The sequence below is a fragment of the Algoriphagus aurantiacus genome, assembly GCF_035156405.1.
Classification (GTDB): domain Bacteria; phylum Bacteroidota; class Bacteroidia; order Cytophagales; family Cyclobacteriaceae; genus Algoriphagus; species Algoriphagus aurantiacus.
On the sequence record NZ_JAXRUT010000026.1, the window covers coordinates 57,082 to 80,789 of the forward strand.

Below are 23,708 nucleotides of genomic sequence, written 5' to 3' on the forward strand. Positions count from 1 at the left end.
ATAAGCAATGCTTAAACTAATTAAATATTCATCTTTAGCTCTTGTCTCGGTCGCCATTTTATTTTCCTGCTCTGCAGGAAAATCAGAGGTAACTGAAGACACGGAAATGGAAAATGATCCAGATAAACCTTATTCAATCTGGATGGCGGATTCAGAAATTGCCCGTAATCCAGAGGGTTGGACAATTGACTTCAACGAAAAGCCAAAATGGGAATATACTCATGGACTGATCATGTCCTCAATGCAAGCAGTTTGGAAAGAAAAAGGCGAGGAGAGATTTTACGACTACACCAAGAAGTTTGCGGATTTTATGGTTGACAGCACTGGCACTATCCTGACTTATAAGAAGTCAGATTTCAACATTGACCGGGTCAACGGAGGTAAGTTCCTGATCAATCTCTACGAAGAATCAGGTGAAGAGAAATACAAACTTGCGGTAGAAGAACTGCGGGATCAGATGCGAAATCATCCCAGAAATAAAGAAGGCGGTTTTTGGCACAAGAAAGTATATCCACATCAAATGTGGCTAGATGGTATCTATATGGGTTCTCCATTTTTGGCCCAGTATGCAGCTACCTTTGATGAGTCAGCCCTTTTTGATGATGTGGCAAATCAGATTTTAGTGATGGACAAATATGGCTACAGCGAGGAAACAGGGCTTTTTCATCACGCGTGGGATGAAAGCAAGGAACAGAAATGGGCGGACCCTGAGACGGGGCTATCTACCAATTATTGGGGAAGAAGTATAGGCTGGTTTGCGATGGCTATAGTAGATGTATTGGATTACTTGCCAGAGGATCACCCCCAAAGAAATGACATTGTAGCCATAGCCCAAAAACTGGCCAAAGGTATCCAGCGCTACCAAACCCAAGAAGGGGTATGGTATCAGGTAGTGGATCAAGGGACTCGTGAGGGTAATTACCTTGAATCCTCAGCTACAGGAATGTTTACCTATTTCCTTCTGAAAGGAGCTGAAAAAGGATACTTGGATCAGCAAGATCTTAAAGCAGGCAAAAAAGCCTATGAGGGGATGCTCTCCGAATTTGTCAGGGAAGATGAAGATGGAGGGATAAGTCTTACTAATGTTTGTGGAGTTGCTGGTCTTGGTGGCAATCCTTATCGGGATGGCTCTTTTGAATATTATGTAGGAGAAGAAATACGGGTGAACGATCCGAAAGGCGTTGGGCCATTTATTTTGGCTTCGCTGGAGTACGAAAAACAGGCGAAATAATGATAAGAAAACCTATAGTCTATTTGTTGATGTTTTTTCTGAGTCTGAGCGGATTTGTTTCCGCCCAGGATTTTGATTTTATCGTGGCCAAAGACGGCTCAGGGGATTTTCTCACGGTCCAGGAAGCATTTGATGCAGTACCTGATTTTAGGAAAAATGAAACTAGAATCGGGTTGAAGCCTGGTGTTTACAAAGAGAAATTGGTACTAGCTGCCTCTAAAACCAATGTGTCTTTGATCGGTGAAAATGCTGAAAATACAGTGGTGACTCACGACGATTTTGCGCAGAAAAAAAATAAGTTCGGTGAGGAAATGGGCACCACAGGATCTACCAGTTTTTTTGTGTTTGGCGATGGTTTTTATGCAAAGAATATCACGTTTGAGAATTCAGCAGGGCCAGTGGGGCAGGCTGTAGCAGTGCGGGTGGATGGAGACAAAGTTATTTTTGAAAAATGTAGATTTCTTGGTTTTCAAGATACACTTTATCCTCATGGAGAACATAGTCGTCAGTATTATAAAGATTGCTACATCGAAGGGACAGTGGACTTTATCTTCGGATGGTCGACAGCGGTTTTTGAAAATTGTGAGATTTTCTCCAAAAAAGGAGGAGGATATGTTACGGCTGCATCTACCGAGCAAACTACAGAATACGGATTTGTATTTATCGACTGTAAACTGACAGGTGATGGAGACAATGCATCAGTTTATCTGGGAAGACCGTGGAGAGATTATGCACAGACGGTCTTTATCAATACAGAAATAGGCGCTCACATCAAGCCGGAAGGTTGGCATAACTGGAGTAAGCCAAATGCCGAAGAGACTTCCTTCTATGCGGAATATGGTTCTACAGGCGCAGGAGCACTTTCCTCGCAACGTGTTGGCTGGTCACATCAGCTTAGTAAAGAAGAAGCTGCAAAGTATTCGGTTCAGTCTGTTTTAGCTGGCGCTGATGGCTGGAACCCAACAGAAAAACTCAGCAAACAATAATTTAGAATTACCCAAAAGTGAAAAAATCAGTTTATAGTATTTGCCTTTTGTTCTTAGCTGCCATTTCTGCCTTTGCGCAGCAAAATGAAGTGTCTAACATATGGGTGGCTGATCAAGGCGATGGCATTTACATAAATCCTATTTTACATGCTGATTATTCTGACCCTGATGTGGTAAGAGTGGGAGAGGATTTTTATATGACAGCATCGAGTTTTAATGCAGTTCCTGGATTGCCGATTTTACATTCTAAGGATTTGGTGAACTGGGAATTGGTGAATTATGCGCTTGAGCAACAGGTTCCTATTGAGCACTTTGCGAAGCCTCAGCACGGAAATGGCGTTTGGGCTCCTGCCATTCGCTACCATGAAGGTGAGTATTACATCTATTGGGGAGATCCGGACTTTGGGATTTGCATGGTGAAAACCAAGGATCCGCTCGGCGAATGGGAGGCTCCGGTTTTGGTGGAAGCTGGAAAGGGATTGATAGATCCTTGTCCGCTTTGGGATGAGAATGGCAAAGCTTACTTATCGCATGCTTATGCAGGTAGCCGCGCTGGTATCAAAAGTGTTTTGGTAGTAAAGCCGATGAATTGGGAAGGAACAAAAACTACGGGAGCAGGGAAACTTGTTTTTGATGGGCATGATGCGCATCCTACTGTGGAAGGCACGAAGTTTTACAAGAGAAATGGCTATTACTATATTTTTGCACCGGCGGGTGGAGTTTCCACGGGTTGGCAGTTGATCTTGAGATCAAAAAGTCCTTATGGGCCCTATGAAGAGCATATTTCCCTAGCGCAGGGCGATACACCAATAAATGGACCTCATCAGGGAGCTTGGATAGACACTGATATGGGCGAGGATTGGTTTGTGCATTTTCAGGATGTGGAGGCATATGGTAGGATCACTCATCTACAGCCAATGAGTTGGAAAAATGACTGGCCAACCATGGGTGAAGATCCTGACGGAGATGGAACTGGGCAGCCAGTGTTGACTTATAAAAAACCGGCTGTAAAAACGAATCAACCAATAACTACACCAGTTGATTCGGATGAATTTGATGGAAATGAGATTGGATTTCAATGGCAATGGCAGGCAAATCCCGTGGCAACATGGGCATTTGCCAATCCTGCTGAGAGCAAATTGAGACTATTCACTGACCAGCTTCCAGAAGGTGCCAAAAATTTGTGGGAAGCTCCTAATTTGCTTTTGCAGAAGTTTCCATCTGAGGTATTTACCACCACCACTTCCCTAACATTTTATCCAAATCCTAAGCTTCGAAATGAGCAAGTTGGCCTGATAGTAATGGGGATGAGTTATGCCTATTTGGCACTGGAAAGTAATGATGAAGGCATTTCTCTAAACTACGTAACCTGTATTGATGCAGAGCACGGCAAAGCTGAAGTGAAACAAGAAATTGCACAATTAGAATCTAATACGATCCAGCTAAGGGTGAATGTAAGTATGGGAGGGATCTGCCAATTTTCGTACAGCGAGGATGGAGAGGAATTCACTGCAATCGGCGAGACTTTCACTGCCGTTCCGGGAAAGTGGATCGGGGCGAAAGTAGGGCTTTTTGCCATCAGAAATAGTAAAACCAATGACAGCGGATTTGCCGATGTGGATTGGTTTAGATTCGAAAAATAACACAATATGACTACCCAAAATATGAAATCGAGCCTGCCTACCGGACAGGCAGACATGACTCAAGCGTCACACACTGGGATGATTATCAACCATGCGAGATTCCATAGCCGGCCCCGACCAATCGGGGTGACCAATAAAAAAATATAAACACATGAAACTGAACCTACTGAAAGCGATGTTTTCGCTTGTAATGATAGTGTTTGCAATGCCTTCATTTGCGCAGCAAACCCTCGAAAGCATGTATGAAGGAATAGAATTCGACATGCCAAAAGTGAAAGAAACTGACTTCCCTGATTTTGAGAAAAGCATTATCGAATATGGTGCTGTTGGAAATGGGATTATCAAGAATTCGGAAGCTTTCAAAGCTGCGATTGAGGAAGTTTCCAGCAAAGGTGGAGGTAAAGTACTCGTGCCGAGAGGAGTTTGGTTGACAGGCCCGATCACCCTTTTGAGCAATGTAAATCTGCATTTGGAAGATGGTGCCTTAATCTTATTTAGCACTGATTTTGATGATTATCCGTTGATCGAAACTAGTTTCGAAGGCTTAAATACGGTTCGCTGTATTTCTCCGATCAATGCATATCAGGTACAAAATATTGCGATCACTGGGAATGGGACGATAGATGGAAATGGGGACGCTTGGAGGTTTGTAAAGAAAGGAAAGATGACCGAAGGACAATGGAAAACATTGGTGAATTCTGGTGGTGTCTTGGATGAAAAAGGACAGATATGGTTTCCTACTCAGGCTTCTCTGGATGGCTATAATGCCAGCTCTAGCTTCAATGTGCCTGACACCAAGGATAGGGCAGAAATGGAGAAAATGAAGGACTTTTTGCGTCCAGTGATGGTAAGTATTCGCGAAAGTAAGCGGGTGCTTCTGGATGGGCCAACCTTCCAAAATTCACCTGCTTGGAATATCCATCCGCTGATGAGCGAGGATGTCATCATCCGAAATCTAAATGTGCGTAATCCATGGTATTCGCAGAATGGTGACGGGCTGGATCTGGAGTCATGCAAAAATGTACTCATCTACAACAACACCTTTGATGTAGGAGATGATGCAATGTGCTTCAAGTCTGGTAAAGATAATGATGGCCGAGATCGAGGTATGCCTACCGAAAATGTGATCGTGAAAAATAACATCGTGTATCATGCTCACGGCGGATTTGTGGTGGGAAGTGAGATGTCTGGAGGCGTGAGAAATGTGCATGTTTCAGATTGTACATTTATCGGGACGGACGTTGGCTTACGATTCAAAAGCACACGCGGTAGAGGTGGTATAGTGGAGAATATCTGGATTTCAAATATTCATATGATCGATATCCCAGCAGAGGCAATTCGCTTCAATATGTTTTACAGTGGCAATTCTCCGATTTTAGAGGATGATCAAAGTGCAGATGACGAAGCAAGGGACGAAGTTTTGGTTCCAGTGAATGAAGAAACGCCCTCATTCCAAAACATCAGTATGAAGAATATTTATGTTTCAGGCTCGGGGATCGCTGGATTTTTTATGGGGCTTCCTGAGATGAAGCTGAAAAATGTTAGCTTGGAAAATTCGGTCTTGGAGGCAGAGAAGGGAATCACGGCTATCGATGCTTCAGGCTTGATACTTCGCAATGTAAAAGTACTGGGAACGAAAGATGCTTCTCTGACTATATACAACAGTGACGGAGTAAGCGTGAGTGGGTTTTCATTTGAAGAGAATGGAAAAGCTCCGGTGAGAGTCTTGGGAAGTAAAACTTCTGATCTCACTTTTGATAAAAAAGACTTTAAATCTGCTGGTGAGATTTCATATGGAAATGGAGCTTCGGAATCAGCAGTTAAACTGAAATAAGATGCGAAAATCAACTTTGCTGTTCCTCTCAATACTAATCTTTGGATTGGTTTCCTTTCAACAGCCAAAAGAGGAAATTACTTTTTTTCTAGTCGGTGATTCTACTATGGCAGATAAGCCTTACACGGGGAGCAATCCTGAAAAAGGCTGGGGACAGGTTTTTCCCTTGTATTTCAAAGAGGGAATCCGCTTTGAAAACCATGCAAAGAATGGTAGAAGCACGAAGAGTTTCCGTGGAGAGGGTCGTTGGAAAGCGGTGATGAAGCGTCTCAAGCCTGGAGATTATGTGATAATTGAGTTTGGTCATAATGATCAAAAAATCAATGCGAAAGACCGCTATGCTTATGCCGATTCAGATTATCGGGATAATCTGATCCGCTTCGTAAAGGAAGTTCGGGAAAAGGAAGGCAAGCCGGTTTTGGCTACGCCGATTTCGCGAAGAAGCTTTGATGAAAATGGAGTGCTGACAGACACACATGGAAGATATTCTGAGGTGGTTAGGGAAGTAGCTGCTGAGCTGGATGTGCCGCTTTTTGACTTGCAAAAGAAGACGATTGAGGTTTTGGAGCAGTTTGGAGTAGAGAAATCCAAGGAGCTTTTCCTTCATTATCGTCCGGGGGATTACTCCCAATTTCCGGAAGGAAGAGAAGATGATACACATCTTTCGCCTACGGGAGCTTTTAAAGTGAGTGATCTGGCAGTGGAGGAATTGAGAAGAGAGTTGCCTGAATTGGTTAAGTTTCTTAAAGATTAGTAAAAGTGAATTCACGAGTGTCCATGGTCTATAGTTTAAAGGCTAAATATTTAAGAGATACCCTATGAAAAAATTCTTTTCAATTACAATAACGCTGATAGTTCTTTCGATTCTTTTTGCATTTGTCACTAAAGGAAAAGTGTCAAAAATCTACCTCATCGGTGATTCCACCATGGCGGATTATTCTACCTATGAGGGAGAGAATTATATGAAAGACCGCTATCCACTGACGGGATGGGGTCAGGTATTACAACCTTTCATGAATAAAGAAAATTTAAACTCAATAAAGGGTTTAGTAGATGCTGACTCTGTTGTGGTAGACGATAGAGCACGTGGAGGAAGAAGTACACGGACTTTTTTCGAAGAAGGCCGTTGGTCTGCCGTCTATCGGGAGTTGAAAGCCGGTGATCTGGTGGTTATGCAGTTTGGGCACAATGATGCTGCCAAGGAAAAGACGGAGCGATACGTGACAGTGGAGGGATACAAGGAATATATTCGGCTGTTTGTCACTCAATCCCGAGAGAAAGGAGCAACTCCAATTGTGCTGACACCTGTGGCCAGGAATTACCCCTGGGAAGATGGATATTTGCAAAATGTGCACGGGGAATATCACAAAGCGGCGGTAGAAGTTGCCGAGGAACTTGGTGCTTTGATGATAGATCTGAATCAGCGCTCGATGGATTTTTTCTCGGAAAAAGGTCAGGAATATGTCACCGAAAATTACTTTATGAACTTCGGGCCAGGATTGTATGAAGCCTATCCTGAAGGGCAAAAAGACAATACACATTTCCAGCCAGCGGGCGCAAAAGCAGTGGCTGAATTGGTGCTGGAAGGGATGAGAGAGTTGGCAGAGAAAATGAACTGATAATGGGTGGTTAGATTTCATTAAGAGATAAGAGATAAGAGATAAGAGATAAGAGATAAGAGATAAGAGATAAGATACAGATTTCGGTGGCACTTTCAATGGATAATTAAAGTGAAAGGATAGGAACTATTATAATTAAATTAGTAGATGAAATTATGGGGAATAGCAATTTGAAATTAGTATGCATATTCAGTTTATTCCTGACTCTTAGCCTGCCCTCTTTCTCACAAAATGCAGCTATTGAACCTTTGGATTCCGAAAAGCTGAAGGGTAAAGTAGAACATGATATAGTCGTAGCACAGGATGGTTCTGGCCATTTCAAAACGATAGGAGAAGCACTTGATGCGATTCGGGTTTACCTTCCCAAGCCACTCACGGTTTATATCAAACCCGGAATTTATAAGGAGAAGTTGACCATTCTCGGGCCTGTGATCAATGTGACTTTTGAAGGAGAAAATCCCGAGAATACCATTATCTCCTTTGATGATTACGCTTCGAAGGACAACATGGGGACTTTTGAAACTTATACTTTGAAAGTTCTGGGGAGTTCTCTGACTTTTAAAAATCTAACCATCCAAAATACTGCGGGGTCTGTAGGACAAGCTGTGGCTCTTCATGCAGAAGGAGATCGTCTGGTATTTGAGAATTGCCGTTTTCTTGGTGATCAGGATACCATGTTTGCCTCTGGCGAAAACTCCCGTCAGCTCTACAAGAATTGTTACATCGAAGGCACGACCGATTTTATATTCGGATCAGCTACTGCACTTTTCGATAATTGTGTGATTCACTCAAAAGCTGATTCCTACATCACAGCAGCTTCTACACCTGAATGGGTGGAATATGGGTATGTGTTCAAAGATTGTAAACTCACTGCTGATGCCGGAGTGAAGAAAGTTTATCTGGGGAGACCCTGGAGGGATTTTGCCAAAACGGTTTTTATTGACACTGAAATGGGAGCCCATATTGTGCCTGAAGGCTGGCATAATTGGGGTCGGGAAAACGCAGAACAAACTGTTTTTTATGCAGAATCTGGCAGCTTTGGGTCAGGAGCTATTTCTGATTCACGTATTGACTGGTCATATCAATTAAGAAAGGAAGACTTGAAAAAGTATAGCAATGATCTGATTTTCTCCGGAAAAACGAAGGATGCGGATTATTACGGAAATCGCTGGTTTGGCTTTGAAAAAGACAGCTCATTCAATCTGGAAGATGCCTGGAAAAAGGATGTAAAGAATTTCCCTCAGATAAAGCCAGTCTATATAGGTCTTAATGATGAGGTAACTGAATTCAAAGATAGTATTTACAAGGAGCTAGGAAGACGAAAGCTGAAGGTGGATGTGTTTTCGCCGAAGGGAGTGGAATCATTGCGTCCAGCAATTGTGATGATCCATGGTGGAGGCTGGAAATCCGGAGATAAGGAACTGCAGATTCCCATGGCAATAGCTTTGGCAGAAAAGGGGTTTGTGGCAGCTGTGGTGGAGTATAGACTCTCTCCGGAAGCACAATATCCGGCAGCAATTCATGACGTGAAAGAAGCGATTCGCTGGCTGAAAGCACATGCCATGGAATTTGGGATAGATACCTCGCGAATTGCTATATCCGGCAGCTCAGCTGGTGGACAGATAGCTGCTTTGGTAGGATTGACATCTACTCAAGAATATGAGGGTGAGACAGAATTAGAAGCATCTGCTGAAGTGCAAGCCATTATCGACATGGATGGTGTTTTGGCATTTCATCATCCAGAGTCTGCCGAGGGGCAGGTTGCTTCAGAATGGCTTGGAGGCACTTATGAGCAAAAACCAGAAGTTTGGAATGCAGCATCGCCCTTGTATTTACCCTTGCCAAATATGAAACCCATACTTTTCATCAACTCCCAATACCCAAGATTTCATGCAGGGAGAGATGAGTTGGTGACCAAACTCGATGAAGAAGGCATTTATTCAGAAGTCCATACTTTTCCAGATACACCACATCCTTTTTGGCTGTATGATCCTTGGTTTGAACGAACAGTAAATACCATTGCTGAATTTTTAAATAAAGTCTTTTTATAAGGATGAAGTTTTCACAGTAACAAGTATGTTTTATCGCGTAAACGATTGCGCAATAATGATTTATCTATTCATTTCTTCAACTAATATTAGTATTTTTTCAATTGAATATTCTGCATATGTGCATAAAAAATTTGGAATATTCTGAATTTCATAAAATTTGATGGAAATGCTTGACTCATTAAATAATAATCCGTAAAATGCAATCGATTGCGCAAAAGTAATCTTACGTTGTACTTTACAGAAAATTGATTTTATGAGTTTCTTTTTACTTAAACCCCATCCGTGCATGAAAAAATCACTTGTCAAACACTAAGGTTGTGACGGATGCTCTTTATCCTGAAAAAGAGAATTGTCAACCCAAAAAGCCAATTAAATGAAACAAACTTTACTCCTATCGGAAAAGCCCCGATATCTTATCCTCTTATTATGCATGTTGTGCAGTCTGAGTTTCCAGTCTTTTGCACAAACCAGCCCAGTCACTGGAACTGTAATTGGTTCTGATGGCCTTCCCCTTCCCGGCACATATGTGACCGTAAAAGGAACTACCCGTGGTGTAGTCACCGATGTGGATGGTACTTATTCCATTCCGGCAGTTTCTTCAGAAACTTTGGTTTTCTCCTTTATCGGGATGGAAACTCAGGAAATCGAAGTGGGAAATCAATCTATTATAGATGTTACACTTGAAGAAGACATGGCGCAACTGGAAACAGTGGAGGTGGTGAGCTTCGGATATGGTACTGTGAAACGTACTGACCTGACCGGATCCGTCGCTTCCATCTCTGGTAAGGATCTTTCCAAAATACCCGTTGCAAGTGCCGCTCAGGCTATTACGGGCCGACTTCCTGGTGTAAATGTGCTTACCACAGACGGTTCTCCAGATGCGGATATCGTAATCCGCGTTCGTGGAGGTGGATCTATCACGCAGGACAATGCGCCACTTTATGTAGTGGATGGATTTATTGTAGGTAGTATCCGGGATATTCCTCCGACTGATATAGAAAGCATTTCTGTTTTGAAAGATGCGGCAGCCACAGCCATCTATGGGGCACAGGCTTCCAATGGAGTAATCGTAGTGACAACCAAAACACCTGTCGCTGGGAAAGTTTCTGTTTCGTACAACAATTTTTTCCAATATAAGACTCTTCCTAAAGACCGTAGGTACGATGTGCTAGATCCTTATGAGTACGTGATGGCAAATTATGAATATGCCAAACTGAGATCAGAAGCTGACTTGAGAAGATTTGAGCGCTTTTATGGAGTTTATGATGATCTAGAGCTTTACAAAGAAAAGCCAGGAACAGACTGGCAAGAGGAATTGTTCGGAGATCCGAAAATGTCCATGTATAATAACATTTCCCTATCAGGCGGTACAGACATGACTAAAGTGATGTTGAGTTTGACCAACAACACGGATGAAGGTTTGATGATCAATTCGGGTTACACAAGAAATGTAATCAACTTCAAACTGAATCAGAAACTTGGAGAGAGGTTGACTTTTGATGCAGGAGCACGTATCACCAACACCGTAGTGGATGGTGCCGGTACATCTGGTAGTGCACAGATTAATATTAAAGACGCAGTACAGACCAGACCTGTGAATGGTATTGCAGATGAGTTGGAGATTGATGTAAATCAACTGAACTCCGAGGATGACTTTCAATCATTTCTATTAAGCCTTGTCAGTCCTATAGAACTCGCTGAGCAAGATTGGAGAAAGCGTACAGATAACGATTATGTGTTCAATGCTGGCCTAACTTGGAATATCTTGGATGGTTTGGATTTCAAAACTACGTTTAACGGGTCCAAGACTTTCAGAGAAGAACTTAGATTTTACGGACCATTGACAGGCGAGTCATTCAATAACGGTGGTAGCTTACCACTTGGGGTGAAAACCAATAGAGAAAGCAACTCTTACAGATGGCTCAACAGTGTAAACTGGAAAGTGAATGGTCTTGGAGAAAAGCACCAGTTAGATTTCTTGTTCGGTCAAGAGATTTATTCTTCTGGAGGCACCTACTCTATGATTCGTTCTGAGGATTTCAGATTGTCAATTACACCAGAGGAGCTTTTTGCAAATATGACTTTCGGCAGAGTGGATAGATTGGAAACTAGAAATGAGACTAACTCCAATAGATCCTCGCTTTTTGGTAGAGTGAATTATCAGTTCAACAACAAATGGCTTTTAACTGGTACAGTGAGAGCAGATGCTTCCAGCAAGTTTGCTAAGGAAAACAGAGTTGGGGTATTCCCTGCAGTGGCAGTTGGATGGAAAATTTCTGAAGAGCAATTTCTACGCAACTCTACTTTCGTAGATGAACTGAAGCTACGGGTTTCTTATGGTGAGACAGGTAATGATCGTATTGATGCTACTGCAACCCAGTTTTTATTTCAAGGATCCACTAATCGTGGCCCTGGCTTTGGTAACGTAGATAATGTGTATTACACACCAAGTAGCTCAGTATTGTATAATCCAGATTTGGTATGGGAGACTACCATCAACCGAAATTTAGGATTGGATTTTTCACTTATGAAGGCAAAAATTGAAGGTAGCTTGGATTTCTATTCCAACACTACCAGTGATTTATTACTTCAATCAGCTATCCCTCCAAACACAGGTTTCAGTTCTCAGTGGGATAATATCGGTAGTACTTCCAACAAAGGTTTTGAAATGGGAATCAATGTCTATATAGTCGATAAACCTGATTTCTCTTTGTCTGTGAATTTTAACACAGGTGTGAACATTGCCAAAATCGAAGAGCTTGATGGCACAAACGATAGGTTTTTCCAGTCAAACTGGGCAAGTACTGATTTGAATAATATCAATGATTACTATCTGCAAGTGGGTGGTAAGCTAGGAGATATCTATGGCTATGTGAGCGATGGTATGTATAGTGTTGATGATTTCCAGTCCTATGACGCAGTTTCGGGTAATTATATTCTTCAAGAAGGGATCCCAAGCTCTGGAGGAGTAGTCGGAAACACCAATATCAAGCCTGGCTACATGAAGCTTAAGGATCTTAACGGAGATGGTGTAATCGATGCTAATGACCGTAGAGTTATTGGGAATGCACTTCCGAAGAATCAAGGTGGATTTGGAATTAATGCTAGATTCAAAGGCTTCGATACTCAGATTTTCTTCAATTACCAATTCGGTAATGATGTATACAACACAGGTAAAATCCAATACAATCAGTATAGAAGAACTACCTATGGTAACCTGCTAACGACAATGAGTTCGGACAATCGCTTCACTTATATCGATGTGGATGGTTCATATACAGGAACTCCAGGTGAAGTGGTGACTGATCTAGGCCAATTGGGAGAAATGAATGCTGACAAATCCATATGGTCTCACAGTAGCTTTGGGATTGCCGGGGCGGTGATATCTGATTGGGCGGTAGAAGACGGGTCATTCATCAGATTGAACAATCTTACGGTAGGATATTCTTTTCCTAACACATTGATTTCAAAAATCGGTTTGTCTCAGTTGAGAATTTATGGTACTGGAAGCAATTTGAAATTGTGGACAGATTACTCAGGGTACGACCCCGAAGTAAGCACTAGTCGCAGTAGCACGTATGCGGCCTTGACTCCGGGAGTTGACTACTCCTCATTTCCACGAAGCCGTTCTTTCACGGTGGGGTTAAATGTCACATTTTAATGGATCTGAAATATAAACCAATGAAAATCAAACATATAATATTAGCAGTTGTAGTGGGTGCGAGTTTTTCTTGCCAAGACTTTCTTGAGCCGGAATCGCTATCCACCTTCGATACAAATTACATTTATTCCAATGTGGATGATGCACGGAAAGGGGTGAATGCGGTGTATTCCCACTTTGGTCAGGATGCCTTCCGCTCTCGACTTTCCAATAATATGGCTGGAAATACGGATATAGAGCACCAAAGCGGATGGACTAGCTCTGGAGATCGATATCAGATCTGGGACCTCAATGCGTTGGAAACCAACAGAGATTTGGACATTGTCTGGACCTATGCCTATCGGGCTATCCGGGATGCCAACATTTCCATAGAAGGTCTTCGTGCCAGTGGTAAACTAGAATCTACTGATGTGGCTGAGGCAGCTACTATGAATCACTTACTCGGTGAAGCTATTACGCTCAAGGCGTATTGGTATAGCATCTTGGTGTATTACTTCGGAGATGTACCTTATGTAAATGAAGCTCCCAAAGCTGGAAATGAGTTTCTTCTTCCTAAAGAGGATCGCAACATTATTCTATCTGGAGTGATCGCAGACATGATGGAAGTAGAGGAAAAAATGCTTTGGGCAGATGCGACTCCATTTGGTATTGAGCAAGTGACCAGAGAATACACCTTAGGTATGATTGCGAGGATCGCTTTGCAGCGCGGAGGATATTATGTACAGGAGGACCTTTCCCAAGTGAGAGAAGGTGATTACCTAGACTACTATCAGATCGCTAAGACTTACACAGAAAAATTGATCCAGTTGAAAGACCGTGAGCTTCCTTCTGATTATCGTCAGGTCTTCTTGAACCAGTCCAAGTTTATTTCTCCTGTAAATGCCGATGTGCTTTTCGAAGTGCCTTTTGCACTGGGAAATGGCGATGTGGCTTGGAACATAGGAATCACAGTAGAAGGTGGACCTACCGCCGCTCACAGCTTTGGATCTGGAAATAACTACATGGCAATTCCACCGACTTACTATTTTTCCTTTGACTCATTAGATACCAGAAGAGATGTGACTTGTGCGCTGTACAAGATCAATTCAAGCTTCGAAAAGGTGTTTGTCAATGGGAGCACAAACATCGCACAGGGTAAGTGGAGTAGATCATTTTTGGAGAATCCTCCAGGCGCTTCCTCAGCCAAAGGTACAGGTATCAACTGGCCTATGATGCGATATGCAGATATCCTATTGATGTATGCAGAAGCTGAAAACGAATTGAATGGACCTACAGCAAGTGCACAGGAAGCGTTGAAAAGAGTGAGAAGAAGAGCCTTTAGTGATGAGCTATGGAGTACTCGTGTAGATGGTTATGTAACAGATGTCTCAGCAAGTAAAGACACTTTCTTTGAAGCGATTGTGGATGAGAGAGCATGGGAATTTGGTGGCGAGATGATTCGCAAATATGAGTTGATTCGTTGGGGGAATTACTCCGAGAAGATGTCCGAAACAGTTGATGGATTGAAGGAAATGGCTGATGAGGCGTTCAATGGGACTGGTGATTTGCCAGATTATATGTATTGGAAGGTGAATGAATCAGGGCAGTTTGTGCTACTTAATCCAAATACTAAAGTAGTCGCTCCGCCGGATGATACTTGGACTCAGGTTTCGTTTTTGTTGAGCCTGCATAATGAAACCCTTCAATATGAACAGTGGATCACTAAAGACTGGGCAAATTACATCAATGGACCAAATCCAGGTGTTGTTCGCTACATTTTCCCTATTCCTTCCACAGCTATCAACAATAGCCAAGGCACATTGACCAATGATGGTTATGGATTTTAATGAGGCTGTAAAAAATCTAATAGATCAACAATGAGAATTCTAAATAGAAATATAAATACATCCCTTTTAATGCTACTATTGGCTTTTTTAGCCTTGTCAGCATGTAAGGAGGAGGAAGAGATGTTTGAGCAGACTAGGTTATTCAGACCGGTGCTGAACGAGGACTTGTATTCAGAAGGCAATACGATCATCGTGGATATGGGCAAAATGAAAAGCGCGCTCTCCTACACGTTGGAAGTTAGCCGTGATACATTCAATACCATAGAATATGTGATTGAGACAGACACAGCCTATGTGGAAATTAATAAGGAGCTGATAGGAGAAGAGTTATTCTGGAATACATTGTATCAGATAAGATCTACAGCTCATGCGGTAGATCCTGTCCATGACAGTAAACCTGCGGATCTGGGAAATGTAAGAACCCAGCGTTTCCCGACTATTTTAAATAATCCAGCGGTCTTTGATGTCACCGATATAGCAGCCAGAGTTACTTGGACCAAAGCGGGGGCGACGGTCACAGGAGTAAAAGTATTTGCTGCTGATGATTTGCAATTAAGCACCCCTTTGTTCGATAAGCAGGCGGTTTCTAGTGAGGAAGAGGAAAATGCTGAGGTAATTGTAGAAGGTTTGGATGCCGAAACGGAATATCAAATCGCTATTTATAGTGAGGAAGTACTAAGAGGTTGGGTGAATTACACTACAAAAACCCCAGATATCGATCCTTCAGCTGCCGGGGTAATAGATGTGCGTGACAACGAAAGCCCAAGTGCGGTGGCAGATGCTGTGCTGGCTGCGGCTGATGGAGATCTTATTTTGGTGAAAAGAGGAATGACTTATGATTTGCCAAGGGATGCACTTGATAAATCAATCACTATTCGGGCAGCTTATGGTTTCGGGGAGCAAAAAGCAAAACTTTATACCACAGGTAACTGGGACATTGCTGAAGGTGCGCAAATTGATCATATCCGGTTTATTGATCTGGAAATCAGAGGAGCTGACTATACTGGAGATTATGTGTTCAATCCTAATACCAGTGGAGTCAATGTCAGAGAACTTCTTTTCGAAAACTGCAAAATGGGTACTTTCAGAGGAATTCTAAGGATTCGAGGTACTGTTACTTTGGAAAATTACATCATCAGAAATACACTTGTTGACAGCATAGGTGGCTATGGATTATTGACTACTGATACCAATCCGTCTGATGATGAACTGACTGCCAACGTTCAGAACATTCTATTTGAATCCTCCACTTTTAATAAAATCCAAGGTGGAATCACTTCCAGAAATAATTCAACTTCTATCACAATTGATGCCTCCACATTTGGGAATTTCATCAGTCCTGGAGGACAAATGTTCAGATATAGAGGTGGAGATGGAAATAATGATGTCACTAATGGCATTACTATCACCAATAGCATTTTTGGACATGCTTGGGATGAAGCAGAAGCTGAAAATTACGGAATTCGAGGTGTGGATGGATTGGCTAATACAAATTTCAATCTGATAAATAATTATAGTACTGGTGATTTTAGTTTTTCAAGCAATGAAATACCGGGCTTCCCTGTAGGGAATTATTCGAAAGCACAGGATGACCTATGGGTAAATCCAGCAAGCAATAACTTTAATTTCAAGGATAATGGCTTCGCAGGAAGATATGATACAGGAGATTTGCGCTGGAGAGTGACCTTGTAATTGAGGAGATATTGGGTTATTGTATTAGTAGAATAGGTGTGGTGTTACCACACCTTATTCTTTTCAACTATTCCGAATTTAAATGAAGATAATAACTAAGATTTTTCTAGGTCTATTTTTGCTTTGCAGCAATATCGCGTGCGATGATTCTCCAGAACCTGATGTTGCGGTGGATGAGGAGGAAAGTGAAGAAGTGATACCTCCATACGAGGGGTTATCTTATGCTTTTCCCGGATCGGAAGGCTTTGGCCAGTTGACAACTGGCGGACGTGGGGGCAAGGTGTATTATGTGGACAAATTAACGGATGATGGCTCTGTAGGAACTCTCCGACATGCTATCAACCAGACAGGCAAGCGTAACATTTTATTCAATACTGGCGGGACAATTCAGCTCAAATCAAAACTTCAGATCAATTTTGGAGATATCACTATTGCCGGACAAAGTGCACCCGGAGATGGGATAACGATAAGGGACTTTCCTGTGGTAATCAATGCTGACAATGTGATCATCCGATACCTAAGATTTAGGATGGGGGATGTGGGCAAACAGGAAGCTGATGCACTGGAAGCACGTTTCCGCAAAGATATTATTATAGATCATTGCTCGCTGAGCTGGTCCACGGATGAGACGGCGACCTTCTATGCAAATGAGAATACTACTTTGCAGTGGAGTATTATTTCTGAAAGTCTAAAAAACTCGGTTCATGAAAAGGGCTCTCATGGCTACGGGGGAATCTGGGGTGGTAAGCATGCTTCATTTCACCACAATCTTCTTGCTCATCACGACAGTAGAAATCCACGGCTGGGTGAAGAAGCAGGCAAAGCTTTTGCCTTGACAGATCTAGTAGATGTGCGAAATAATGTCATCTACAACTGGGGTTCAAACAGTACCTACGGTGGGGAGGCCATGAATGTAAACATCGTTAATAACTACTACAAACCTGGTCCTGCAACTCCTACTGGTTCGAAGCGTAATAGGATAGTCTCCATCGATAAGAATAAAAATGAAGGAACAGAAGTTTATGACATCTGGGGAAAATTCTTTGTGGAAGGAAATGTGGTGGAGGGGAGCATACAGACATCTCAGGACAACTGGACCTATGGTGTGGCTAATCAATTTCATGGTAGTTATGGTAGTATCCCGCAGGAAATAATAGATGGGATACGTCTTTCTTCACCGCATCCAATAGAGAATAATGTGACGACCCATTCTGCAGAGGAAGCCTTAGCATTGGTGTTGGCACATGCCGGAAGTTCTCTGGTAAGGGATGAAGTTGATTTAAGGGTTTTGGAGAATGTGAAGAATAATTCTTATTCCTTTGAAGGTTCATTGGGAAGTACCAAGGGAATAATCGATTCTCAAACAGATGTAGGAGGCTGGCCAGAGCTGGCAGTTGGAACTCCAGTTGTCGATACGGATAAAGATGGAATTCCAGATGAATGGGAATCCAAAAATAAGCTTGATCCAAACTTAGCTAGCGACGGATCTAAAATTAAGCAGGGAACTCCCTACACCTATTTGGAGATTTATCTGAATGAATTGATCAAGGATTTTCCTCTGGGTAATTGAAATTATAACACTAACTATTTGTAGATGAAATTCGAACATTTTGCACTTAATGTGGCCAATGCTTCAGCAGCCTCACTTTGGTATGAGGAACACCTAGGTTTGAAAGTGGTCAAAAAAATGACGGAGCCTCCACACATGACCTTCTTGGCTGATGATAGTGGAACCGTGATGATCGAAATCTATTCCAATCCCAAAGGTGAGACGCTTGATTTTGAGAAACTACACCCTTTGGCTGTGCACTTGGCTCTGGTATCTGAAGACCCGGATTCGGACAGAGATCGCTTAGTCGGTGCAGGTGCAAAATTGATTTCAGATGATATTTTGCCAGATAGCTCTCATCTCATTATGCTCAAAGATCCCTGGGGATTGGCACTGCAATTATGCAAGCGAGCCACACCTATGATCTAATAAATTAAAATATGATTCTGAAAAATATATTTGGATTAGGAGTACTCCTGTTGATTTCTTTTGCCTGCCACGCTCAGGTAGTTAGTGATGCAGAAAGTCAATTTCTCACCGAGAATAACGGGAAAACGCTGGCTTTTCCAGGAGCTGAGGGATTTGGGAAATTCACTACTGGAGGTCGGGGAGGCAAAGTACTGGTGGTGACTAATCTCAATGATGATGGGCCAGGTTCGCTTCGGGACATGATCCAAAAGAAAGAGCCTAGGATTATCGTTTTTGCTGTGGCTGGGAATATTAAGCTGGAATCAAGCTTAGATATAAATTATGGCAACCTCACTATAGCAGGGCAAAGTGCTCCAGGTGGTGGAATTACCCTTCAGGGTTACCCTATCAAAGTCAAGGGGGATAATGTGATCATTCGCTATCTCCGAAGCAGGCTGGGAGATGAAATGAACGTTCAAGATGATGCAATGAGCGCAATCCGGGTGAAAGATGTCATCATTGATCACTGTTCCTTGAGTTGGGCTACGGATGAGTGCGGCTCCTTTTATGACAATGAGAATTTTACCCTACAATGGACCATACTTTCAGAAAGCCTGAATAAGTCAGTTCATGAAAAAGGAGAGCATGGCTACGGGGGGATTTGGGGCGGAAAGAAAGCTTCTTTTCTATATAACCTTCTTGCAGACCATAATAGCCGCAATCCACGATTCAATGGCGCCCGATACCACAAAGAGCCTGAAAAAGAATGGGTAGATTTTAGGAATAATGTGATCTACAATTGGAAAGGCAATAGCTCCTATGCGGGCGAAGAAGGCCAACACAATATCGTCAATAATTATTACAAAGCAGGTCCTGCCACCAAGTCCAACCGCGATAGAATTGTGGAACCATACGCGCCATTTGCTAAATTCTATGTTAATGGAAACTTTGTAGAAGGATTTGAGAATGTCACTGAAAACAATAGTCTGGGTATACAAGAAGTTGATCCTGAGAAGGTGGAAGTTGCTGAAGTTTTTGACTTTGCTGGAGCAAAAACAATGACATCAAAAAATGCTTTTCACACTGTTTTGGAAAATGCTGGAGCAAACTTTACTAGAGATGCGATAGATAAGAGGATAGTAAAGGAAGTTGCCACAGGAGTGAATGAGTTTGGTGCAAATGGAATCATAGATTCACAAGTAGACGTGGGAGGATGGCCTATCCTCGATCAAGGAGCTGCAAAAGTAGATTCAGATCAAGACGGAATGCCAGATGCTTGGGAGAAGGAAAACGGTTTGGATTCAAAAAATTCAGATGATGCTAAGGGCTTTGATCTAGATGAGAAATACAGTAACGTGGAAGTCTATTTGAATAGCTTGGTCAAATAGTTTTTTTTGCAAATCGAGAAAAATCGGATCGTAGATTTTATCTTAGAGGATATCACGTGTTAGAATCTTATTTGTCAATGAATGATCTTCAAATTCCTTTTGAACAAATCAGCTCGACGCTGAAGGAAATTTTACTTAAGTACGGATTAGAAGAAGAAAGGGCACAGCGATGTGCTCTTCTTTTTGCGAAAGCTGACCTGGACGGAGTTCGCTCTCATGGAGTGAATCGCTTCTTCCTATTCCTTGACTTTATCAAAAAAGGCTTAGTTAACCCAGAGAAAGAGCCTCTTATAGTAAGTCAACTTGGGATGTTTGAGCGCTGGGATGGTCAGGAAGGCGTGGGAAATCTAAATGCAGACTTTGCCATGAATCGGGCGATTCAACTCTCGAAAGAATTTGGGATTAGCTGCGTCACCTTACAAAATACCAATCACTGGATGCGAGGAGGGAATTTCGGTTGGCAAGCAGTGGAAGCAGGATGCATCGGTATTTGCTTTACGAATACGATCCCGAATATGCCAGCCTGGGGTGGTAGTGAACCTAAAATCGGAAATAACCCGCTGGTGATAGCGATTCCTAGAGCAAAGGGACCAGTGGTCTTGGATATGGCTTTTACACAGTTCGCTTACGGTAAGCTGAGCATAGCTAAATCTAAAGGCGAGCAAATGCCCTATGATGCTGGCTTTGACGATGAAGGAAATCTGACCAAAGATCCTGAAACAGTCATCAACAACCACCTAGGATTGCCGGTTGGTTTGTGGAAAGGTTCGGGTCTAAGCATGGTTTTAGATCTGCTTGCAGTAGTTCTTTCAGGCGGAAATGCTTCTTTTGAAGTTGGGAAATCGGGTCATGAGAGTGCCGTTTCCCAGGTTTTTCTTTGCTTTGACCCATCCAAACTTGAACTCACTGACTGGATAGAAACCAAATCAGATGCTCTGATTGATGACCTAAAAAGCTCAGCGACTTTCGGTCAGAAATCAGTTAGATATCCTGGAGAAAATACATTAGTAACCCGCAATAAAAATCTTAACAATGGAGTACCTATTGCAGAGCAGCTTTGGGAGCAACTTCAAATTGAACTGAAATCATGAGGCAACTAAAAATTGGAATAGTAGGAACTGGAGCGATCACCGGCAAGCATGCAGATGCAATCAATGAAATAGAGCATGCTGAATTGGTGGCGCTTTGTAGCAGTTCGCCCGAGAGAGCAAAGTCAGCCGAGGAGAAATTTGGCATTAAAACCTATTCTGATGTCTCTGACTTTTTAACTCATCCAGATCTTGATATTGTATGCATTTGCACAGCTAGTGGGCATCACATGGATGCTGGTTTACTGGCTGCAAAAGCTGGGAAGCATTTGTTGATAGAGAAGCCAATCGAAATAAATCTGAACAGAGCTGACCAGTTGATTGAAGCCTGTGAGGAAAATGGAGTGAAGCTTGGAGTCATTTTTCAAAACCGATTTTCACCTGATTATTTAAAGCTCAAAGCAGCGGTTCAAGAAGGGAAATTCGGAAAGCTTTTGATGGGGAATGCGCATGTAAACTGGTATAGAGCTCCGGAATATTACAGCAATAGTCCATGGAAAGGAACGCTGGAAGGGGATGGAGGCGGAGCATTTATGAATCAAGGCATTCACACGTTTGACTTATTGCTGGATGTCATGGGTGATGTGAAGTCAGTTTTTGCAAAAGTAAAGACCGCACTTCATCCTATAGAAGGAGAGGATTTGGGTGCCGCGATCGTGACCTTTGAGAATAAAGCTTTGGGAAATATAACTGCTTCTACTGCTTTGTACCCAGGTTTACCAGAGCGTTTAGAGATTTTCGGGAAGTGCGGTAGTGCTGTTTTAGAAGCTGGAAAAATCATTCAATGGAGCATTCAGGGAGAAGAAAGCGAGCCGATTATCGCAGACACCAATGCTGGTTCAGGTGCTGCTGATCCCATGGCAATCGGACACGCTTTGCATAAAGCCCAGTGGGAACATTATTTGAATGCCATTGATAAAAATGAACCGGTGTTGGTAGAAGGGCAAATGGCTCGAAAATCAGTCGAACTGATCCGAGCCATTTATAGATCCTCAGAACTTGAGAAAGAAGTAGAACTCCCGTTTTTTGATCATGCTTAAAGTGAAACTCCTCTTTTCCAAGGGATAAAGTCATCTTGGCCGAGTATCATAGCTTTAGATTTCTCTTCTCCACTAGCAATCTTGATTACTTTCTCCAAAATTTCTTCCCCCATCTCCTGAATGTTTTTCTCTCCTGAGATCACAAAACCAGTATTCACATCGATGATGTCTGGCATACGTTCAGCTAGCTTGTGATTGGAGGAAACTTTGATCACAGGTGTCACTGGGTTACCGGTAGGAGTGCCGAGTCCAGTAGTGAAAAGAATCATATTTGCTCCTGCTCCAGCCATTGCAGTGGTGCTTTCTACGTCATTTCCAGGAGTACATAGCAAATTTAAACCTGGGGTTTTTACATATTCACCATAGTCCAGCACGTCTGTTACTGGCGAAGTGCCACCTTTTTTGGCTGCACCGGAAGACTTCATTGCGTCCGTAATCAGTCCGTCTTTTATATTTCCTGGGCTAGGATTCATATCAAAGCCGGAACCTGCTGCCTCTGCTGCGCCAGCATAAGCTCGCATCAAAGAAGAGAAGCGCTCAGCTTTATCATCAGAAACGCAGCGATTGATAAGTTCTTGTTCCACACCGCAAAGCTCAGGAAATTCCGACAAAATTGCCGTTCCACCCAATGCTACTACCAAATCAGCAGCATAGCCTACAGCTGGATTTGCTGAGATTCCAGAGAACCCATCAGAACCACCGCATTCAAGACCTACGACTAATTTGCTCAAAGGAGCAGGTTGACGTGTTTGGGTATTGGCTTCGGCCATTCCTATAAACGTTTCTTTGATAGCTCGGGTGAGCAATTGCTGCTCGGTTCCTTCTACTTGTTGCTCCAGAATGATCAATTTCTTCTTGAAGTCAGGGTTGATTAGTCGCAATTTCTCTTCCATAAAGGAAGACTGTGCATTCTGACAACCTAAACTCAAAATCGTCGCTCCGGCTACATTTGCATTGTTAATATAGCCGGCGATCAGCGCACAAAGCGCCTGTGAATCCGTTCTCGTGCCACCACAGCCCACTTGATGATTTAGGAATTTGATTCCATCTATATTTTCAAAAAGTCGCTCTTCCGGTTTTTCAACGACTGTTTCTACAGAAACCGTGTCGAAAGAAGTGGTTTGACCTGACTTATACAGGCTTGCCATTTCTCTTACCATTTTCTTGAATGGGTTTGGTTTACCAAAACCAAGCTCTTCTAGGAAGGCATCTTTGATAATATCCACGTTTCTATTTTCGCAGAAAACCATTGGGATTACCAACCAATAATTCCCCGTTCCCACCTGTCCATCAGGTCGGTGAAAACCCATAAAAGTTTTGTCTCTGAATTTACTGATATCTGGTGAGTCCCATTGGTAATCACCGGATTTTTTTCCAAAATCTTCAGCTTCATGAGTTACATTTTCCGTGCTTAGAACCCCTCCGGAAGGGATGGTTGAAAGAGCTTTACCTACAATTCCCCCATACATAAACACCTGATCTCCTTTGTTCAACTCATTAATTGCGAACTTGTGTTTTGCAGGAATGTAGTCTTTGATGGTGATTTTTAAGCCCTTATGTTCAAGGATTTCGCCTGCCGCTAGGTCCTGCAAAGCGACCAAAACATTGTCCTTAGGATGAATTTGTAATGTTTTATGGTTCATTGGAATTATTCATTATATTGCGCAATCGATTGCACAAGGTAAGTAATTG

17 protein-coding genes are annotated in these 23,708 nt (G+C 42.5%); 16 read left to right on the forward strand and 1 reads right to left on the reverse strand.

Translation table 11 applies throughout. The annotated features are described in order from the left end of the window. Window positions 1-7 precede the first annotated feature (7 nt). The 16 genes from SYJ56_RS20870 to SYJ56_RS20945 all read left to right on the forward strand — a co-directional run bounded on the left by SYJ56_RS20870 (window position 8) and on the right by SYJ56_RS20945 (window position 22,016). On the forward strand, window positions 8-1,231 hold the full coding sequence (locus tag SYJ56_RS20870) for a glycoside hydrolase family 88/105 protein (RefSeq protein WP_323837548.1): 1,224 nt from the start codon (window positions 8-10) through the stop codon (window positions 1,229-1,231). Next, window positions 1,231-2,217 (forward strand): pectinesterase family protein, encoded by a 987-nt coding sequence (locus SYJ56_RS20875; protein WP_323837550.1) that lies wholly within the window; start codon window positions 1,231-1,233, stop codon window positions 2,215-2,217. The genes SYJ56_RS20870 and SYJ56_RS20875 overlap by 1 nt, the downstream gene beginning before the upstream one ends. Window positions 2,218-2,255: 38 nt before the next feature. After that, window positions 2,256-3,860 (forward strand): glycoside hydrolase family 43 protein, encoded by a 1,605-nt coding sequence (locus tag SYJ56_RS20880; RefSeq protein WP_465038399.1) that lies wholly within the window; start codon window positions 2,256-2,258, stop codon window positions 3,858-3,860. Between the two features lie 21 nt (window positions 3,861-3,881). Further along, window positions 3,882-4,007 (forward strand): hypothetical protein, encoded by a 126-nt coding sequence (locus tag SYJ56_RS20885; protein WP_323837554.1) that lies wholly within the window; start codon window positions 3,882-3,884, stop codon window positions 4,005-4,007. A 4-nt stretch (window positions 4,008-4,011) separates the two neighbouring features. Then, a complete protein-coding gene (locus SYJ56_RS20890; RefSeq protein ID WP_323837557.1) occupies window positions 4,012-5,694 on the forward strand; it encodes a glycoside hydrolase family 28 protein in 1,683 nt (560 codons plus the stop codon). Between the two features lies 1 nt (window position 5,695). Beyond that, window positions 5,696-6,448, forward strand: coding sequence for a rhamnogalacturonan acetylesterase (locus SYJ56_RS20895; RefSeq protein WP_323837559.1), 753 nt, complete (start codon window positions 5,696-5,698; stop codon window positions 6,446-6,448). A 64-nt stretch (window positions 6,449-6,512) separates the two neighbouring features. Continuing rightward, window positions 6,513-7,313: a rhamnogalacturonan acetylesterase gene (locus tag SYJ56_RS20900; protein ID WP_323837561.1), complete on the forward strand. Its 801-nt coding sequence runs from the start codon at window positions 6,513-6,515 to the stop codon at window positions 7,311-7,313. Between the two features lie 155 nt (window positions 7,314-7,468). Next, the gene (locus SYJ56_RS20905) at window positions 7,469-9,364 is read left to right on the forward strand and encodes a pectinesterase family protein (protein ID WP_323837563.1); all 1,896 of its coding nucleotides are present in this window, start codon (window positions 7,469-7,471) and stop codon (window positions 9,362-9,364) included. 373 nt (window positions 9,365-9,737) lie between these two features. Continuing rightward, entirely contained in the window at window positions 9,738-13,025 is a 3,288-nt protein-coding gene (locus SYJ56_RS20910; RefSeq protein ID WP_323837565.1) for a SusC/RagA family TonB-linked outer membrane protein, read from the forward strand. Between the two features lie 20 nt (window positions 13,026-13,045). Continuing rightward, a complete protein-coding gene (locus tag SYJ56_RS20915) occupies window positions 13,046-14,851 on the forward strand; it encodes a RagB/SusD family nutrient uptake outer membrane protein (RefSeq protein ID WP_323837567.1) in 1,806 nt (601 codons plus the stop codon). Between the two features lie 30 nt (window positions 14,852-14,881). Further along, window positions 14,882-16,543: a DUF5123 domain-containing protein gene (locus SYJ56_RS20920; protein ID WP_323837569.1), complete on the forward strand. Its 1,662-nt coding sequence runs from the start codon at window positions 14,882-14,884 to the stop codon at window positions 16,541-16,543. 82 nt (window positions 16,544-16,625) lie between these two features. Next, the gene (locus SYJ56_RS20925) at window positions 16,626-18,113 is read left to right on the forward strand and encodes a pectate lyase family protein (RefSeq protein ID WP_323837571.1); all 1,488 of its coding nucleotides are present in this window, start codon (window positions 16,626-16,628) and stop codon (window positions 18,111-18,113) included. A gap of 24 nt (window positions 18,114-18,137) precedes the next feature. Continuing rightward, the gene (locus SYJ56_RS20930) at window positions 18,138-18,521 is read left to right on the forward strand and encodes a VOC family protein (RefSeq protein WP_323837573.1); all 384 of its coding nucleotides are present in this window, start codon (window positions 18,138-18,140) and stop codon (window positions 18,519-18,521) included. Window positions 18,522-18,532: 11 nt separating this feature from the next. Next, entirely contained in the window at window positions 18,533-19,888 is a 1,356-nt protein-coding gene (locus SYJ56_RS20935; protein WP_323837575.1) for a pectate lyase family protein, read from the forward strand. A 77-nt stretch (window positions 19,889-19,965) separates the two neighbouring features. Further along, window positions 19,966-20,979 carry a 3-dehydro-L-gulonate 2-dehydrogenase gene (gene yiaK / locus SYJ56_RS20940; protein WP_323837577.1) on the forward strand — a complete coding sequence of 338 codons (1,014 nt, stop codon included), beginning with the start codon at window positions 19,966-19,968 and terminating at the stop codon, window positions 20,977-20,979. Next, window positions 20,976-22,016, forward strand: coding sequence for a Gfo/Idh/MocA family protein (locus SYJ56_RS20945; protein ID WP_323837579.1), 1,041 nt, complete (start codon window positions 20,976-20,978; stop codon window positions 22,014-22,016). Before yiaK ends, SYJ56_RS20945 begins: the two co-directional genes overlap by 4 nt. Here the strand turns inward: SYJ56_RS20945 and SYJ56_RS20950 are convergent. Continuing rightward, window positions 22,013-23,659, reverse strand: coding sequence for a UxaA family hydrolase (locus SYJ56_RS20950; RefSeq protein WP_323837581.1), 1,647 nt, complete (start codon window positions 23,657-23,659; stop codon window positions 22,013-22,015). The genes SYJ56_RS20945 and SYJ56_RS20950 overlap by 4 nt on opposite strands. Window positions 23,660-23,708 lie beyond the last annotated feature (49 nt).